The sequence below is a fragment of the Kitasatospora sp. NPDC088861 genome (assembly GCF_044750105.1).
Lineage (GTDB): Bacteria > Actinomycetota > Actinomycetes > Streptomycetales > Streptomycetaceae > Kitasatospora.
In genome coordinates, this window is sequence record NZ_JBIVJF010000014.1 from 140,145 (window position 1) to 154,192 (window position 14,048).

Genomic DNA, 14,048 nt, shown 5'->3' on the forward strand with positions numbered 1-14,048 from the left:
ATGACAACTGCGAACACGACCGGCACGGCGACCCTGACCGACGGCGTACGGGCCGAGGCGACCATCGATCTGGCCGCCCTGCGCGGCAACCTCGCCGCGCTGCGCGAGCGCGTCGGCAGCTCGGCGGTGATGCTCGCGGTCAAAGCGGACGCCTACGGCCACGGCGCCGTCGAGTGCGCCCGCGAGGCGGTCGCGAACGGGGTCGGCTGGCTCGGCTGCGCGACGCCCGAGGAGGCGCTGGCACTGCGGGCCGCGGGCATCCGCCCGGAGCAGGCCCGCGTCCTGTGCTGGCTGTGGACGCCGGGCGGGCCGTGGCGGGAGGCGCTGCGCGCGGACATCGACATCTCGGTGAGCGGCCAGTGGGCGCTGGACGAGCTGCTGTCGGCCGTCCGGGAGACCGGCATCCCGGCCCGGGTGCACCTGAAGGCGGACACCGGTCTGGGCCGCAACGGCTGCCAGCCGCACGACTGGCCGCACCTGGTGGCCGCCGCCCGCCGCGCCGAGGCGGAGGGGCTGCTGACCGTGGTCGGCGTCTGGTCGCACTTCGCCGCCGCCGACGAGCCGGGCCACCCGTCGATCCAGGCCCAGCTGGACTCCTTCCACGCGGCGCTGGCCCGGGCCGAGGCCGCCGGGCTGCGCCCGGAGGTGCGGCACCTGGCGAACTCGCCGGCCACCCTGCTGCTCCCGCAGTCGCACTTCGACCTGGTCCGCACCGGCCTGGCCGCGTACGGGCTGTCGCCGGTGCCGGAGGTCGGGTCGCCGGCCGACTTCGGGCTGCGTCCGGTGATGGCGCTGACCGCGCGGCTGGCGCTGGTCAAGCACGTTCCGGGCGGGCACGGGGTCAGCTACGGCCACCACTACGTGACGCCGGGCCCGACCACGCTGGGCCTGGTCCCGGTCGGCTACGGCGACGGCATCCCGCGGCACGCCAGCGGCACCGGCCCGGTGCAGATCGGCGGCAAGTGGCGCACGATCGCCGGCCGGGTCGCGATGGACCAGTTCGTCGTGGACCTCGGCGGGGACACCCCCGCGATCGGCGACGAGGTGCTGCTGTTCGGCAACGGCGAGCAGGGCGAACCGACCGCCGAGGACTGGGGCCGGGCCTGCGGCACCATCTCGTACGAGATCGTGACCCGGATCGGCGCCCGGGTCCCGCGCCGCTACCTGGGCGGCTGCCGCACCGAGGGCCCGGGCGCATGACGGAGGGACCGGCCGAGAGCGGCCCGGTCGCGGCGGTGGCCAAGGCGGCCGGCGCGGCCTCCGGGGTGAGCCGGGCCGGTGTGATCGGGATCTCGGTCGGCGTGCTGGCGGCCGGGGCGGCCGCCGGGGTGGCGATCGAGCGGCTGACCGTCGGCCGGGCGACCCGCCGCCGGGCCCGGGCCGAGCTGGACGCCGAAGCCCCGTACGGCTCGCTGCGCGGGCGCCCGCGGACGGTGGCCGCGCCGGACGGCACCGAGCTGTACGTCGAGCTGGACGGCACCGGCCCCGAGCCGGACGGCGACACCTCCGGCCCCGAGCCGCTGACCGTGGTGTTCTGCCACGGCTACTGCCTCAACCAGGACAGCTGGCACTTCCAGCGGGCCGCGCTGCGCGAGGGACTGCGGCTGGTCTTCTGGGACCAGCGCAGCCACGGCCGCTCCGAGCGCTCCCGCTCCTACCTGGCCGGCGAGCCGGCCAGCATCGACCAGCTGGGCGGCGACCTCAAGGCGGTGATCGACGCCGTCGCGCCGACCGGGCCGCTGGTGCTGGTGGGCCACTCGATGGGCGGCATGACGGTGATGGCGCTGGCCGACCAGCACCCGGAGCTGTTCCGGGAGAGGGTCGCCGGGGTGGCGCTGATCGGCACGCTGGCGGGGGACTGGAACGAGGTCAGCCTCGGGCTGCCGTCGGCCGGCGCGAAGCTGTTCAAGAAGGTCGCGCCCGGGATGATGCGGCTGCTGGGCCGACAGGTCGAGCTGGTGGAGGCGAGCCGGCGGCTGGGCGCGGACGTCGCCGCCGTCTTCTACCGGAGGTTCTCCTTCGGGGGGCGGGACGTCGACCCGGGCGTGGTGCGGTTCGCCGAGCAACTGCTGGACGCCACCCCGATCGACGTGGTCGCCGAGTTCTACCCGGTGTTCGGCACGCACGAGAAGTACGCGGCGCTCGCCGCCCTGAGCGGCCTGCCGACGCTGGTGCTGGCCGGTACGAAGGACCTGCTGACGCCGTCGGCGCACAGCGAGGCGATGGTCGCGCGGCTGCCCGGCGCGGAGCTGGTCCTGGTGGAGGGCGCCGGGCACCTGGTGATGCTGGAGCGCCCGGAGCTGGTCGACCACGAGCTGGTGGCGCTGCTGCGCCGGGCCGCCGACTTCGCCGCCGCCGCGCCGCCCCCGGCGGCCCTGGACGGCTCCTGACCCCTTCCCGGCGCGCGCCGGGCCGGCGATGTGGCACGGTAGCGGTGGCGGCCGGCGGTCGGCACGCCGGTACGGACCGAAGGGCAAGACACGCGCATGGGCTCGCACGCCACTCTCACCGTCCCCACCCCGGAGCGGATGGGCCGGCTCGGCCGGGAGCTGGCCGCGCTGCTGCGGCCCGGGGACCTGGTGCTGCTCTCCGGTGAACTGGGAGCGGGGAAGACCACGCTGACCAGGGGCCTGGGGGAGGGGCTGGGGGTCCGCGGGGCGGTGACCTCGCCGACCTTCGTGATCGCCCGGGTGCACCCGTCGCTGGTCGGCGGCCCGGCGCTGGTGCACGTGGACGCGTACCGGCTCGGCGGGGACCTGGACGAGATGGAGGACCTCGACCTGGACGTCTCGCTGCCGGAGTCGGTGGTCGTGGTCGAGTGGGGCGAGGGCAAGGTCGAGCGGCTGTCCGAGGACCGGCTGGAGGTGCGGATCGAGCGGGCCCTCGGCGACACCGTCGACGAGGACGACCTGGACCCGCGCCGGGTGGTGCTGACCGGCCTCGGTCCGCGCTGGGCGGGCGTCGCGCTGGAGGCGCTCGGCTGAGGCCCGTACCCGGGTGTGCGCCGTTTTGCCGACGGGCTGTCGGGAAGTGTTGCGGGCGGGGTGCCGGGCGTGGTGGGATGGGTGCTGCGGTTAGGTCTGCCTAACTAGGGAGGCGCCATGTCGAGCACCACCCCCGCCCCGAAGCGCGCCGGGCACGGCGCCGGGGCCGGAGAGTCCGCCCGCCGCGTCCAGGGGGCGCCGATGCGGGCGCTGCTGGCCGCCTGTGCGGCCGCCGAGGCGGTGTCCACCCCGCCCGAGCCGGAGCCCCGGCGGGCCGAGGCGCCGGAGACGGGCACACCCCGCGCGGCCTGACTCACCTGGGCCGAGCTCAGGCGACCACGACCACCTTGGTGCCGTTCGGCGCGAAGTCCCAGAGCAGCTGGCCGTCCGGGCGGCCGCTGCGGATGCCGCCGGTCTTGGCGTTCGGCTCGGCGGTCGGGGTCGCGCCGTCCACGGCGGCGCTGAAGCCGAACACCACGCCGTTCTGCTGCGCGAAGCGCACCACGTGCTCGATCTGCTTGCCGTCCGTCCCGGTGGTCGTCGGGGTGCGGCTGTAGACCGAGTAGCTGCCCGGAGCCGGCTCGACCGAGCCCGGGGTGACCGGGAAGCCGGGTGTGACCTGCGGGTTCTTCTTCGGGTCGACCAGCCAGACGTAGTGGCTGCTGATCGAGTAGACCACCCTGGTGCCGCTGCCCGAGATGGTCGGCAGCGGTGGGGCCGTCGGGGTGGCCGAGGCGCTCGGCGTCGGGGAGGCGGCCGGCCCGCCGGACGTCGTGGTGCTGGCGGTCGGCTTGGCGCCGGCCGCCCGGTCCTGAGCACCGTTGGCCTGGAAGGCCAGCAGGCTCACCACCGCCAGGGCCCCCAGGGTCAGCCCCGTGACCACCACACCAGGACCCATCTTCGCCACGTGCCGCTCCCGCCGCCGTCCCTTTACGTACCGCCCCATCGTGCCAGGTCCGTCCAGCCGGGGCGCGGCGCCCCGGATGTGTGTTCCCGGGCGGCACGCCTGGTCGATCAGCCGGTCGGACCAACGTCGGTCTAACCTTGACCCGTGCTGCTGCTCGCGTTCGACACCGCTACCCCCGCCGTCACCGCCGCCGTCCACGACGGCACGGCCGTCCTCGCCGAGACCCACCAGGTCGACGCCCGGCGCCACGGCGAACTTCTCCTGCCCGCGATCGACCAGGTCCTGCGGGCGGCCGGCGTCGACAAGCACCGGCTCACCGGCATCGCGGTGGGCGTCGGCCCGGGCCCGTACACCGGCCTGCGGGTCGGCCTGGTGACCGCCGCCGCGCTCGGCCACGCCCTCGGGCTGCCGGTGCACGGCGTCTGCACCCTGGACGCGATCGCCCACCAGGCCCGCGCCGAGGGCCTGGCCGGGCAGCCGTTCACGGTGGCCACCGACGCGCGCCGCAAGGAGGTCTACTGGGCCTCCTACGACGCCGACGGCCACCGCACCGAGGGCCCCGGCGTGGACCGCCCCGCCGAGCTGGCCCCGCGCCCGCGGTCGGTCGGCGCCGGCGCGCTGCTCTACCCCGAGACCTTCCCCGGCGCGCACGGCCCCGAGCACGTGTCGGCCGGCGCCCTGGCGGGCTTCGCCGCCGCCGAGCTGGCGGCCGGCCGCGAGCTGCTGCCGAACGTCCCGCTGTACCTGCGCCGCCCGGACGCCCAGGTGCCGGCCGCCTTCAAGAACGTTCTAGGGGGCAAGGCGGTGCTCCCGGCGTGAAACACGGCACCACCCTGCGCCCGATGCGCTGGTGGGACATCGCGCCGGTGATGGAGCTGGAGCTGCGACTCTTCCCCGAGGACGCCTGGTCCACCGGGATGTACTGGTCCGAGCTGGCCGAGACCCACCCCGGCGGCACCCGCCACTACACCGTCGCCACCAACGCGGACGGCGCCGTCGTCGGCTACGCCGGGCTGATGGCGATCGCCGGCGAGGGCGACGTCCAGACCATCGCCGTCGACCAGCGCCACCAGGGCGCCGGCCTCGGCGCGGCGCTGCTCACCGACCTGATCCGGGAGGCCGGCCGCCGCGGCTGCGCCGAACTGCTGCTGGAGGTGCGGGTGGACAACCCGCGCGCCCAGCAGCTGTACGAGCGCTTCGGCTTCCAACCGGTGGGCATCCGGCGCGGCTACTACCAGCCCGCCAACGTCGACGCGCTGGTGATGCGCCTCGACCACCCCAGCACTGACCCGAAGGACCTTAAGGACACCCGCCATGGCTGACGAACCGCTCGTCCTCGGCATCGAGACCTCCTGCGACGAGACCGGCGTCGGCATCGTGCGCGGCACCACGTTGCTGGCCGACGCGGTCGCCTCCAGCGTCAACGACCACGCCCGCTTCGGCGGTGTCGTCCCGGAGATCGCCAGCCGCGCCCACCTGGAGGCGATGGTCCCGACCATCCAGCGCGCCCTGGACACCGCCGGCGTCAAGGCGAGCGACCTGGACGGCATCGCGGTCACCGCAGGCCCCGGCCTGGCCGGGGCGCTGCTGGTCGGTGTCAGCGCCGCCAAGGCGTACGCCTGGGCGCTGGACAAGCCGCTGTACGGGGTCAACCACCTCGCCTCGCACATCTGCGTCGACCAGCTGGAGCACGGCCGGCTGCCGTCGCCGACGATGGCGCTGCTGGTCTCCGGCGGGCACTCCTCGCTGCTGCTCAGCGAGGACATCACCAGCGACGTCCGCCCGCTCGGCGCGACCATCGACGACGCGGCCGGCGAGGCCTTCGACAAGGTCGCCCGGGTGCTCGGCCTGGGCTTCCCGGGCGGCCCGGTGGTCGACCGCACCGCCCGCGAGGGCGACCCCAAGGCGATCGCCTTCCCGCGCGGCCTGAGCGGCCGCAACGACCCCGCGTACGACTTCTCCTTCTCCGGCCTGAAGACCGCCGTCGCCCGCTGGGTGGAGGCCAAGCGCCGGGCCGGCGAGGAGGTGCCGATCGCCGACGTGGCGGCGTCCTTCCAGGAGGCCGTCACCGACGTGCTCACCCGCAAGGCCGTCAAGGCGTGCCGGGACAACGGCGTCGACCACCTGATGATCGGCGGCGGGGTGGCCGCCAACTCGCGGCTGCGCGAGATGGCCCAGCAGCGCTGCGACCGGGCCGGCATCCGGCTGCGGGTGCCCCGGCCGGGCCTGTGCACCGACAACGGCGCGATGGTGGCCGCGCTGGGCTCCGAGATGGTGTGGCGCGACCGCACGCCGTCCGCGCTCGACCTGTCCGCCGACTCCTCGCTGCCGGTGACCGAGGCGCACGTGCCGGCCGCGGACGTCCGGCACGGCGACGTCCACGGCCAGGCGTACCAGGCCCTCACCGGTGGCGCCGAGTGACCGTCGCCGCGATGTGGGAGGCCCGCGCCGCCGCCGGCCGCGGGGCCGAACTCGCCTCCTGGGTACGGGAGGTGGCGCTGCCGTCGGTGCGCGGCTCGGCCGGGCTGGTCCGCACCGAGCTGCTCGGCGCGCCCGGCGAACGCGTGCTGCTGATCACCTGGTGGACCGGCGAGCCGGTGCCGGTCGCCGACCCGCCGGCCGACCTGCTCGGCCGCCCGGTGCACCGCTGGTCCTTCACCAGCGAGCACGTCGAATAGGCCCCGTCCGGGAACCGCCGCCCCGACCGCTACCGTGCATAGCTGAGAAGAAGCTGGACGGGAACCGGGAGCGCGCTGCGGTGAACAGGGACGGTCGGAGCAGGACCAGGACGTACGCGGTGGGGGCGCTGGCCCTGCTGGCCCTGGCCACCGGATGCGGCGACAACGGGGGCGCCGCCGCCCCGGCGGCGGCCGGCGGCAGCTCGGCGGCCACGCCCCAGCCCACCGGCGGAGGCGCCGTGCCGACCAGCCCGGCCGGCACGCCCACCACCCCGGCCCCGGCCGGCGGGGACCCGGCGGCCTGGGCGAAGTGGAACCTCAAGCCGCTGGCGCCGGCCCCCGCACCGCCCGCGGACAAGCCCATCAAGCTCGAACGGACCGGCCCCGTACCGGTGTTCAGCGAGGTGAAGACGAGCGACAAGGTCGTCTTCATCACCATCGACGACGGCGCCGAGAAGGACCCGAAGTTCGTCGAGATGCTGACCGAGCTCAAGGTGCCGATCTCGATGTTCCTGACCCGGGACATCGTCAAGAACGACTACGGCTACTTCAAGCCGCTCCAGGCGCTCGGCAACCACATCCAGAACCACACCGTGGACCACCCGGTGATGAGCAAGATCCCGGCGGAGAAGCAGAAGTCCGAGATCTGCGACGCGCAGTCCGCGCTCACCCAGCAGTACGGCACCGCCCCGCTGCTGTTCCGCCCGCCGTTCGGGGACGGTGCCAACACCCCCACGCTGAACAACTCGGTCCAGCAGTGCGGCCCGCGCGCGATGGTGCTCTGGCGCGAGTCGATGCAGATCCACGACATGCAGTACCAGGCGGCGGACAAGAAGCTGAAGTCCGGCGACATCATCCTGGCGCACTTCCGCGGCCCGAAGGAGCTCAAGGGCGCCACGATGACCCAGATGTTCGGCGACCTGCTGGCCCGGATCCAGGAGCAGGGCTTCTCGGTGGCCCGGCTGGAGGACTACATCCAGGCGCCCGCCTCGTAGTCCGGGCGCCCGCCGCGCAGCCGCCTCAGGCGGGTCGGCCGAGCATCATCAGCGGCCCGTTGTCGGTGCGGCTGAGGATCACCGTGACGGCGTTCGGCCCGGAGGGCTTGAGCTGGCGGCGCAGCTCCTCCGGGGTGATCGCCATCCCGCGCTTCTTGATCACCACCGTGCCGACCCCGCGCTCGCGCAGCAGCGCCTTCAGCCGCTTGATGTGGAACGGCAGCACGTCGGTGAGCTCGAAGGCGTGCGCGTACGGGGTGGCCACCAGCTGGTCCGAGGTCAGGTAGGCGATCTTCGGGTCGATCAGCCGACCGCCCACCTGCTCGGCCACCTCGGCCACCAGGTGGGCCCGGATCACCGCGCCGTCCGGCTCGTACAGGTAGCGCCCGACCGGGCCGGCCGGCGGGTCGGGCAGGTCGCCGCCGGTGAGGCTGGCGGCCTGCGGCAGCAGGGTGGCGCGGTGCGGGCGGGCGGCCCCGGTGCCGAACCAGAGCACCGCCTCCTTCACGTCGCCGTGGTCGGAGACCCACTCCGCCTCGGCGTCGGCCGGGACGGCCTCGTGCGGGATGCCCGGGGCCACCTTCAGCGCGCCGATCGGGGTCCGGCGGCCGGCCTCGATCGCCCAGGAGAGCGGTGGGGCGTACGCCTCCGGGTCGAACACCCGGCCGCGCGCCGTCCGCCGCGCCGGGTCGGTGAACACCGCGTCGTAGCCGGTGACGTCCACCTCGGCGACGTCCGCGCAGCGCACCCGGACCAGGTCGGCCAGGCCCAGCGCGGCCGCGTTGGCGGCGGTGGCGGCGCAGGCCGCCGGGTCCTTGTCGACGGCCAGCACCTCGATCCCGGCCCTGGCCAGCGCCAGCACGTCCCCGCCGATGCCGCAGCACAGGTCGGCCAGCCGGCGGACGCCCAGCTCGGCGAAGCGGCGCGCCCGCCACTCGGCCACGCTGCGCCGGGTGGACTGCTCGACGCCGTTGGGCGTGAAGTACATCAGGTCGGCGTCCGCCCCGAACTTCGCCCGCGCCCGCTGCCGCAGCCGGGCCTGCCCGAAGGCCGCCGACACCAGCTCGGCCGGGTGCTCCCGCCGCAGCCTGGTGGCCAGCGCCAGCTCCTCCTCGGGCGTGAACTCGCGCAGTTCGGCGAGCAGGGCCTGGCCCTCGGGGGCCAGTAGGGGTTGGAGGTTCTCGGTGTCCACGGGGCCATTCTGGCGGGTTGGCGGCCCCACCGGCTCCGACGGCCGGCGCGGTGGGCGGGGTCGCGGTTCGCGGCGGGAGTCCGCCCGGGGCGGGGTGGTCGCACAGGAGTACGGCTCCGCGCCCGCGGTTCGGGATGCCCGGGCGCGCCGTTGGCACTCTGGTTGACTGAGTGCTAACACCGGCCTATGGTCGTCCTTGGCACTCCCCACTGGGGGAGTGCTAACGCGAAGACGTGTGCCTGACCCCCGCGACGGCAGGCCCACAGGTTCGCTCCTACCCGTTAGAAACCCCGTAATCTCCGAAGGGGAGCTCGGACGTGACCACCAGCAGCAAGGTTGCCATCAAGCCGCTTGAGGACCGCATCGTGGTCCAGCCGCTCGACGCCGAGACCACCACGGCCTCCGGCCTGGTTATCCCGGACACCGCCAAGGAGAAGCCCCAGGAGGGCGTCGTCCTGGCCGTCGGCCCGGGCCGCTTCGAGGACGGCCAGCGTCTGCCGCTCGACGTCGCCGTCGGTGACATCGTCCTGTACTCGAAGTACGGCGGCACCGAGGTGAAGTACCAGGGCGAGGAGTACCTGGTTCTTTCCGCCCGCGACGTTCTCGCCATCATCGAGAAGTAAGTCGTTCCGACCCGCCCCGGATCCGTGTCCCAAGTGACAGGGGCCCGGGGCGTGGTTGTTGGTTCACGTAGTCCGGCGGCCGGTGGGCCGGCCGAAGCCCCGAGGGAATAGGGAACATGGCGAAGATCCTGCAGTTCAACGAGGACGCCCGCCGCTCGCTGGAGCGCGGTGTCAACAAGCTGGCCGACACCGTCAAGGTGACCATCGGCCCCAAGGGCCGCAACGTCGTCATCGACAAGAAGTTCGGCGCCCCGACCATCACCAACGACGGTGTCACCATCGCCCGTGAGGTCGAGCTGGACGACCCGTACGAGAACCTTGGCGCGCAGCTCGTCAAGGAGGTCGCCACCAAGACCAACGACGTCGCGGGTGACGGCACCACCACCGCCACCGTGCTGGCCCAGGCCCTGGTCAACGAGGGCCTGCGCAACGTCGCCGCCGGTGCCGGCCCGGCCGCCCTGAAGAAGGGCATCGACAAGGCCGTCGCCGCCGTCTCCGAGCACCTGCTCTCGGTGGCCCGCGAGATCGAGGGCAAGGACGACGTCGCCGCCGTCGCGTCCCTCTCCGCCCAGGACACCCAGGTCGGCGAGCTGATCGCCGAGGCGATCGACAAGGTCGGCAAGGACGGTGTCATCACCGTCGAGGAGTCGAACACCTTCGGCGTGGAGCTGGACTTCACCGAGGGCATGCAGTTCGACAAGGGCTACCTGTCGCCGTACTTCGTCACCGACGCGGAGCGGCAGGAGGCGGTCCTGGAGGACCCGTACATCCTGATCAACCAGGGCAAGATCTCCTCCATCCAGGAGCTGCTGCCGCTGCTGGAGAAGATCCTCCAGGGCGGTGCCTCCCGGCCGCTGCTGATCATCGCCGAGGACGTCGACGGCGAGGCGCTGTCCACCCTCGTGGTGAACAAGATCCGCGGCACCTTCAACGCGGTCGCCGTCAAGGCCCCGGGCTTCGGCGACCGCCGCAAGGCGATCCTCGGCGACCTGGCCACCCTGACCGGCGGCACGGTCATCTCCGAGGAGGTCGGCCTCAAGCTCGACCAGGTCGGCGTGGACGTGCTGGGCACCGCCCGCCGCGTGACCATCACCAAGGACGAGACCACCGTCGTCGACGGTGCCGGTGACACCGAGGCCGTGGCCGGCCGCGTCGCCCAGATCAAGGGTGAGATCGCCGCCACCGACTCCGACTGGGACCGCGAGAAGCTGCAGGAGCGCCTGGCCAAGCTGGCCGGCGGCGTCTGCGTCATCAAGGTCGGCGCCGCCACCGAGGTGGAGCTGAAGGAGCGCAAGCACCGCCTGGAGGACGCCATCTCGGCGACCCGTGCCGCGGTCGAGGAGGGCATCGTCGCCGGTGGCGGCGCCTCCCTGGTGCACGCCGCCAAGGTGCTGGACGGCGGCCTGGGCCTGTCGGGTGACGAGGCGACCGGTGTCGCGGTGGTCCGCAAGGCGCTGCACGAGCCGCTGCGCTGGATCGCCCAGAACGCCGGCCTGGAGGGCTACGTCATCACCTCCAAGGTCGCCGAGCTGGAGATCGGCCAGGGCTACAACGCGGCCACCGGCGAGTACGGCGACCTGGTGAAGGCCGGCGTCATCGACCCGGTCAAGGTCACCCGCTCCGCCCTGGAGAACGCGGCCTCGATCGCCTCCCTGCTGCTCACCACCGAGACCCTCGTGGTGGAGAAGAAGGAAGAGGAGGCCGAGGCGGGCCACGGCCACGGTCACGGCCACTCGCACTGACGCCTGACGGTCGACCGGAGGCCCGGTCCGCGCCCCTCGGGGTGCGGCCGGGCCTCCGGCGTGTCCGGCGTTTGAGGCTTCAATCATCAGCAGAATTTTGCCATTGGCAAAGATTGCCTTATAACTGAGGCATGATCGAGGCCCGTCACCTGCGCGTTCTGCGTGCCGTCGCCCGCACCGGCTCCTTCTCCGCCGCCGCCCGCGAGCTGGGCTGTACGCAGCCCGCCATCAGCCAGCAGATGAAGGCCCTGGAGAAGTCGGTGGACACCCCGCTGGTGGTCCGCTCCGGCCGGGGCATGCAGCTCAGCGAGGCGGGGCGGGTGCTGCTCAAGCACGCCACCGGGATCCTGGCCGGGCTCTCCGCGGCCGAGGAGGAGATCGCCGCGATCGCCGGGCTGCGGGCCGGGCGGGTGCGGCTGGTCTCCTTCCCGACCGCGAGCTCCACCCTGGTGCCGCCCGCGGTCGCCCGGCTGCGGGACAGCCATCCGGGGGTGCGCGTGTCGCTGGTCGAGGCGGAGCCGCCGGAGTCGCTGGCGATGCTGCGCGGCGGCGAGTGCGAGATCGCGCTGGCCTTCCGCTACCCGCAGTCCGACGGCGGCGCCGCGCTGCCGGCGCCCGCGCACGGGACGCCGCGCGAGGCGCGGGCCGAGGCCAACCTGGAGGCGCAGCAGCTGAGCGCCGGCTCCGACTGGTCCGATCTGGTGGTCACCCCGCTGCTGGACGACCCGCTGGTGGGCCTGCTGCCCGCCGCGCACCGGCTGGCGGGGCGCGGCAGGCCGGTGGAGCTGGCCGAGCTGGCGGGGGAGCAGTGGATCGCGGGCTGCCCGCAGTGCCGGGGGCACCTGGTGGAGCTGTGCGCGGGGGCGGGCTTCGAGCCCCGGATCGACTTCGCGACCGACGACTATCCGGCGGTGGTCGGCCTGGTGGCGGCCGGGCTGGGGGTGGCGGTGCTGCCCCGGCTGGCGCTGGAGTCGGTGCGCCCGGACGGGGTGTCGACGGTGCCGGTGCGGACGGCCGCGGGGGCGCCGGCGGTGCGGCAGGTGGTCGCGCTGACCCTGCCGGATCTGGCCGAGGTGCCGGCCGTGGCGCTGATGCTGGAGCGGCTGGCGGGGTCGGCCGGGCGCTGACCTCTGGGGCCTGAGCGTTCTGGGCTGGGCTTGAACAGCCCGGGACGCCGAGAGGAAACGTTTCTTCACGGCGCGCCGTGGAGGCGGGGCTAGCGCCGGGCGATCGCCGGCGGGGTCAGCGGGACCTCCACCAGCCGGTGCCGCGAACGCCCCAGCATCTCCTCGCGCTCGTCCTCGGTCATCCCACCCCAGACGCCGTACGGCTCGCGGACCGCCAGCGCGTGCGCCGCGCACTCGGTGATCACCGGGCAGCGCATGCAGACCTCCTTGGCACTGGCCTCGCGCGAACTCCGCGCGGCCCCGCGTTCGCCCTCGGGGTGGAAGAAGAGCGAACTGTCCACGCCACGGCAGGCTGCGGAGAGCTGCCAGTCCCAGAGGTCCGCGTTGGGACCTGGGAGGCGGGAGAAATCTGCCATGGCTCATTCCCTTCAGAGGCTCGTCGGCCGTGGGCCGGCGCTCAGCGGGCTGCTGCTGGGCGGCACGGCGGGCGTCGATGCACTGGTGTGGACACCTGGAAATATGACTTACGGCAACTCCATGGACAAGTCACCCACAGAGTGGCACAACAGTCAATGACCATACGAAAGCTATAAAAACGGGCAAAGTGGGCAAGGGGTTCGGCGGGCGCGGGCGTGGCATTCGGGTGGCCGACGGGCGCGCGACACTCCGCACCGGTGTGCGGGTCGTGCGCCCACCGCGCGCGAGCTGGGGAAAAGTGCGGCGTGTGCACCGCGATGCGGCTGATCGGTAATGGGTTGGCCACGTACAGTGGTGGAGATGGCCCCGAAGGCCGTAACTCATTCGAGTGACGGTCGTTGGAAGTGCGGAGGCGGTTAGCGGGCGCCGGACGTCGGGAACGATCGCGCGGAATTTGAGGCGATCAGCACGGACTCTGTCGCCGATCGGCCGTGTCGGAGAGGTTCGTACCAGCCAGGAGGCTCAACGTGACGCGGATCAGCTGCGGAGGACGACGGTCATGACTTCCGTTCTCGTTTGCGACGATTCCCCGCTCGCCCGCGAGGCGCTTCGCCGCGCGGTCGCGACCGTACCCGGTGTGGACCGGGTCACCACCGCGACGAACGGGGAGGAGGTCCTCCGCCGCTGGGTGGCCGACCGCTCCGATCTCGTTCTGATGGACGTCCGGATGCCCGGCCTCGGCGGGGTCGAGACGGTCCGGCGGCTGCTGTCCGCCGATCCGGGCGCGCGGATCATCATGCTCACCGTCGCCGAGGACCTCGACGGGGTCGCGCTCGCGGTGGCCGCGGGCGCCCGCGGGTACCTGCACAAGGACGCCTCGCGCGCCGAGCTGCGGGCCACCGTCACCCAGGCCCTCGCCGACCCGACCTGGCGGCTCGCCCCGCGCCGGCTGCGCAGCCCCGACATGGGCGCGGCGCCCACGTTGACGGCGCGTGAGATCCAGGTGCTGGAGGGCATGAGCCACGGCCGCAGCAACGCCGAGATCGGCCGCGAGCTGTTCCTGTCCGAGGACACCGTCAAGACCCACGCCCGACGGCTGTTCAAGAAGCTCGGGGCCTCCGACCGCGCGCACGCGGTGGCGCTGGGTTTCCGCTGGGGCCTGGTCCGCTGACCGCCGGTGGCGCCGCCGGCTGCGGCGCGCCGCCGGCGGTTCCCGGGACGGACGCCGTCCGGGCGTGTGACGTTACGGTCCCGAGGTTGCACCATGGAGGAGTGGAGCACCTCGGGGACCAGCGGACAGGCACTGCGGCGAACCACACGGCCGCGGGACATGCGGCGGACGGCGCGAAGGACGGGACCACCGACGGCGGCGGGGCGGGAGGC

At 73.7% G+C, this 14,048-nt stretch carries 16 protein-coding genes; 13 read left to right on the forward strand and 3 right to left on the reverse strand.

The window, feature by feature from the left end; all coding sequences use genetic code 11:
- The 4 genes from alr to ACIP37_RS23540 all read left to right on the forward strand — a co-directional run bounded on the left by alr (position 1) and on the right by ACIP37_RS23540 (position 3,296).
- Positions 1–1,200, forward strand: a complete 1,200-nt coding sequence (gene alr, locus ACIP37_RS23525; protein WP_400809103.1) for an alanine racemase — start codon at positions 1–3, stop codon at positions 1,198–1,200.
- Positions 1,197–2,390 (forward strand): alpha/beta hydrolase, encoded by a 1,194-nt coding sequence (locus ACIP37_RS23530; RefSeq protein ID WP_363580136.1) that lies wholly within the window; start codon positions 1,197–1,199, stop codon positions 2,388–2,390. Before alr ends, ACIP37_RS23530 begins: the two co-directional genes overlap by 4 nt.
- A 96-nt stretch (positions 2,391–2,486) precedes the next feature.
- On the forward strand, positions 2,487–2,984 hold the full coding sequence (tsaE, locus tag ACIP37_RS23535) for a tRNA (adenosine(37)-N6)-threonylcarbamoyltransferase complex ATPase subunit type 1 TsaE (RefSeq protein WP_363580138.1): 498 nt from the start codon (positions 2,487–2,489) through the stop codon (positions 2,982–2,984).
- Between the two features lie 117 nt (positions 2,985–3,101).
- Positions 3,102–3,296 (forward strand): hypothetical protein, encoded by a 195-nt coding sequence (locus ACIP37_RS23540; RefSeq protein ID WP_400844439.1) that lies wholly within the window; start codon positions 3,102–3,104, stop codon positions 3,294–3,296.
- Between the two features lie 16 nt (positions 3,297–3,312).
- Here ACIP37_RS23540 and ACIP37_RS23545 read toward each other — a convergent pair whose 3' ends face one another.
- A complete protein-coding gene (locus tag ACIP37_RS23545; protein ID WP_363580295.1) occupies positions 3,313–3,882 on the reverse strand; it encodes a hypothetical protein in 570 nt (189 codons plus the stop codon).
- Positions 3,883–4,035: 153 nt separating this feature from the next.
- Here ACIP37_RS23545 and tsaB point away from each other — a divergent pair, with 153 nt between their 5' ends.
- From tsaB to ACIP37_RS23570, 5 genes are all read left to right on the forward strand, one after another.
- Complete coding sequence (tsaB, locus tag ACIP37_RS23550) at positions 4,036–4,710, forward strand: tRNA (adenosine(37)-N6)-threonylcarbamoyltransferase complex dimerization subunit type 1 TsaB (protein WP_350877147.1); 675 nt, start codon at positions 4,036–4,038, stop codon at positions 4,708–4,710.
- A 23-nt stretch (positions 4,711–4,733) separates the two neighbouring features.
- The gene (gene rimI / locus ACIP37_RS23555; RefSeq protein ID WP_400844453.1) at positions 4,734–5,213 is read left to right on the forward strand and encodes a ribosomal protein S18-alanine N-acetyltransferase; all 480 of its coding nucleotides are present in this window, start codon (positions 4,734–4,736) and stop codon (positions 5,211–5,213) included.
- The gene (tsaD, locus tag ACIP37_RS23560) at positions 5,206–6,312 is read left to right on the forward strand and encodes a tRNA (adenosine(37)-N6)-threonylcarbamoyltransferase complex transferase subunit TsaD (protein WP_350877149.1); all 1,107 of its coding nucleotides are present in this window, start codon (positions 5,206–5,208) and stop codon (positions 6,310–6,312) included. The genes rimI and tsaD overlap by 8 nt, the downstream gene beginning before the upstream one ends.
- The gene (locus ACIP37_RS23565) at positions 6,309–6,569 is read left to right on the forward strand and encodes a hypothetical protein (RefSeq protein ID WP_400844442.1); all 261 of its coding nucleotides are present in this window, start codon (positions 6,309–6,311) and stop codon (positions 6,567–6,569) included. The genes tsaD and ACIP37_RS23565 overlap by 4 nt, the downstream gene beginning before the upstream one ends.
- Positions 6,570–6,649: 80 nt before the next feature.
- Positions 6,650–7,564, forward strand: a complete 915-nt coding sequence (locus ACIP37_RS23570; protein WP_363580144.1) for a polysaccharide deacetylase family protein — start codon at positions 6,650–6,652, stop codon at positions 7,562–7,564.
- 25 nt (positions 7,565–7,589) lie between these two features.
- Here ACIP37_RS23570 and ACIP37_RS23575 read toward each other — a convergent pair whose 3' ends face one another.
- Entirely contained in the window at positions 7,590–8,756 is a 1,167-nt protein-coding gene (locus ACIP37_RS23575; protein ID WP_400330337.1) for an SAM-dependent methyltransferase, read from the reverse strand.
- Between the two features lie 317 nt (positions 8,757–9,073).
- Here ACIP37_RS23575 and groES point away from each other — a divergent pair, with 317 nt between their 5' ends.
- The 3 genes from groES to ACIP37_RS23590 all read left to right on the forward strand — a co-directional run bounded on the left by groES (position 9,074) and on the right by ACIP37_RS23590 (position 12,248).
- A complete protein-coding gene (gene groES, locus ACIP37_RS23580) occupies positions 9,074–9,379 on the forward strand; it encodes a co-chaperone GroES (RefSeq protein WP_014136232.1) in 306 nt (101 codons plus the stop codon).
- Between the two features lie 116 nt (positions 9,380–9,495).
- Positions 9,496–11,121 (forward strand): chaperonin GroEL, encoded by a 1,626-nt coding sequence (gene groL, locus ACIP37_RS23585; RefSeq protein ID WP_063348995.1) that lies wholly within the window; start codon positions 9,496–9,498, stop codon positions 11,119–11,121.
- Between the two features lie 131 nt (positions 11,122–11,252).
- The gene (locus ACIP37_RS23590; protein ID WP_363580148.1) at positions 11,253–12,248 is read left to right on the forward strand and encodes a LysR family transcriptional regulator; all 996 of its coding nucleotides are present in this window, start codon (positions 11,253–11,255) and stop codon (positions 12,246–12,248) included.
- An 89-nt stretch (positions 12,249–12,337) separates the two neighbouring features.
- On the opposite strand, the gene ACIP37_RS23595 is transcribed toward ACIP37_RS23590, so the two are convergent.
- Entirely contained in the window at positions 12,338–12,664 is a 327-nt protein-coding gene (locus tag ACIP37_RS23595) for a WhiB family transcriptional regulator (RefSeq protein WP_063348997.1), read from the reverse strand.
- A gap of 560 nt (positions 12,665–13,224) precedes the next feature.
- Here ACIP37_RS23595 and ACIP37_RS23600 point away from each other — a divergent pair.
- Positions 13,225–13,836: a response regulator transcription factor gene (locus ACIP37_RS23600; protein ID WP_014136228.1), complete on the forward strand. Its 612-nt coding sequence runs from the start codon at positions 13,225–13,227 to the stop codon at positions 13,834–13,836.
- The last annotated feature ends 212 nt before the right edge of the window (positions 13,837–14,048 follow it).

Coding starts and splice junctions, on each gene's coding strand:
- alr (WP_400809103.1), top strand. CDS start 1: ATGACAACTGCGAACACGACCGGCACGGCGACCCTGACCGACGGCGTA.
- ACIP37_RS23545 (WP_363580295.1), bottom strand. CDS start 3,882: ATGGGTCCTGGTGTGGTGGTCACGGGGCTGACCCTGGGGGCCCTGGCG.
- ACIP37_RS23600 (WP_014136228.1), top strand. CDS start 13,225: ATGACTTCCGTTCTCGTTTGCGACGATTCCCCGCTCGCCCGCGAGGCG.
- ACIP37_RS23540 (WP_400844439.1), top strand. CDS start 3,102: ATGTCGAGCACCACCCCCGCCCCGAAGCGCGCCGGGCACGGCGCCGGG.
- ACIP37_RS23530 (WP_363580136.1), top strand. CDS start 1,197: ATGACGGAGGGACCGGCCGAGAGCGGCCCGGTCGCGGCGGTGGCCAAG.
- rimI (WP_400844453.1), top strand. CDS start 4,734: ATGCGCTGGTGGGACATCGCGCCGGTGATGGAGCTGGAGCTGCGACTC.
- groL (WP_063348995.1), top strand. CDS start 9,496: ATGGCGAAGATCCTGCAGTTCAACGAGGACGCCCGCCGCTCGCTGGAG.
- ACIP37_RS23590 (WP_363580148.1), top strand. CDS start 11,253: ATGATCGAGGCCCGTCACCTGCGCGTTCTGCGTGCCGTCGCCCGCACC.
- tsaE (WP_363580138.1), top strand. CDS start 2,487: ATGGGCTCGCACGCCACTCTCACCGTCCCCACCCCGGAGCGGATGGGC.
- ACIP37_RS23595 (WP_063348997.1), bottom strand. CDS start 12,664: ATGGCAGATTTCTCCCGCCTCCCAGGTCCCAACGCGGACCTCTGGGAC.
- tsaD (WP_350877149.1), top strand. CDS start 5,206: ATGGCTGACGAACCGCTCGTCCTCGGCATCGAGACCTCCTGCGACGAG.